The following is a 628-nucleotide window of genomic DNA, read 5'->3' as shown; positions in this document are numbered from 1 at the left end:
CTTTCATGCTTTTTGCCCGCAATTTTTGTAAGATTTGATTTCTTCATCCGTTAATTTTTGTGCCAGAAGCATTTCCAGCTTACCTTCTTTTAGGGGTGAAGGGGTGTTGTTACTGATGATAATGGGCGTGGGCGTGGGTTTTTTTCCTTCCCAATTCCACATTGATCTGTTGAGTGGACGTTTAGAATATCCATCACATTTTGGGAGTGACTTCAGTGTGTTTGGTGAAGACACACAGCCACTGAGAAAGAGAAATGGTAAGATGACCCCAATTTTTTTAAATTCCCGCATTTTAACTTAGACCTTTTTTTAATAGTGATGTTAATTTTTTAACGCCCTTTGCTATCGTGTTGGCTGTTGCTTTAGCAGCTTTACCTGTTAGTTGAGCCGTTGTTTTAGCGACTGGTCCTGATCCTGTAAGGGAGGCTCCCCCAGAGGCTAAAGCTGATGCGATATCAGGGAGTCTGAGGAAAAGGTGAATACCACCAATACCAACAACCAAGAACTGAATTAAAGTAGTGAAGATATTTGTAATATCTCCTGAAAAAACTTTCATTGAAATGTTAACATATAAACCACCAAGCAGCACGACTAACACATATAAAATGATGAAGTTTGCAACTTGCCC

At 39.8% G+C, this 628-nt stretch carries 1 protein-coding gene and 1 pseudogene; both read right to left on the bottom strand.

The window, feature by feature from the left end:
• Positions 1-3: 3 nt before the first annotated feature.
• The gene (locus tag ACFIL3_RS10950) at positions 4-291 is read right to left on the bottom strand and encodes a type IV secretion protein VblB7 (RefSeq protein ID WP_375652432.1); all 288 of its coding nucleotides are present in this window, start codon (positions 289-291) and stop codon (positions 4-6) included.
• A gap of 1 nt (position 292) precedes the next feature.
• Positions 293-628: pseudogene (locus ACFIL3_RS10945) on the bottom strand (type IV secretion protein VblB6); the annotation flags it as partial.

The organism is Bartonella sp. CE47NXGY, from assembly GCF_042195415.1.
Lineage (GTDB): Bacteria > Pseudomonadota > Alphaproteobacteria > Rhizobiales > Rhizobiaceae > Bartonella.
The sequence above is the reverse complement of the archived record's forward strand: the minus strand, read 5'-3'. Positions and strand labels throughout refer to the sequence as shown.

Excerpts from the sequence above, each read along its gene's own strand:
- ACFIL3_RS10950 (WP_375652432.1), bottom strand. The coding sequence starts at position 291 with ATGCGGGAATTTAAAAAAATTGGGGTCATCTTACCATTTCTCTTTCTC.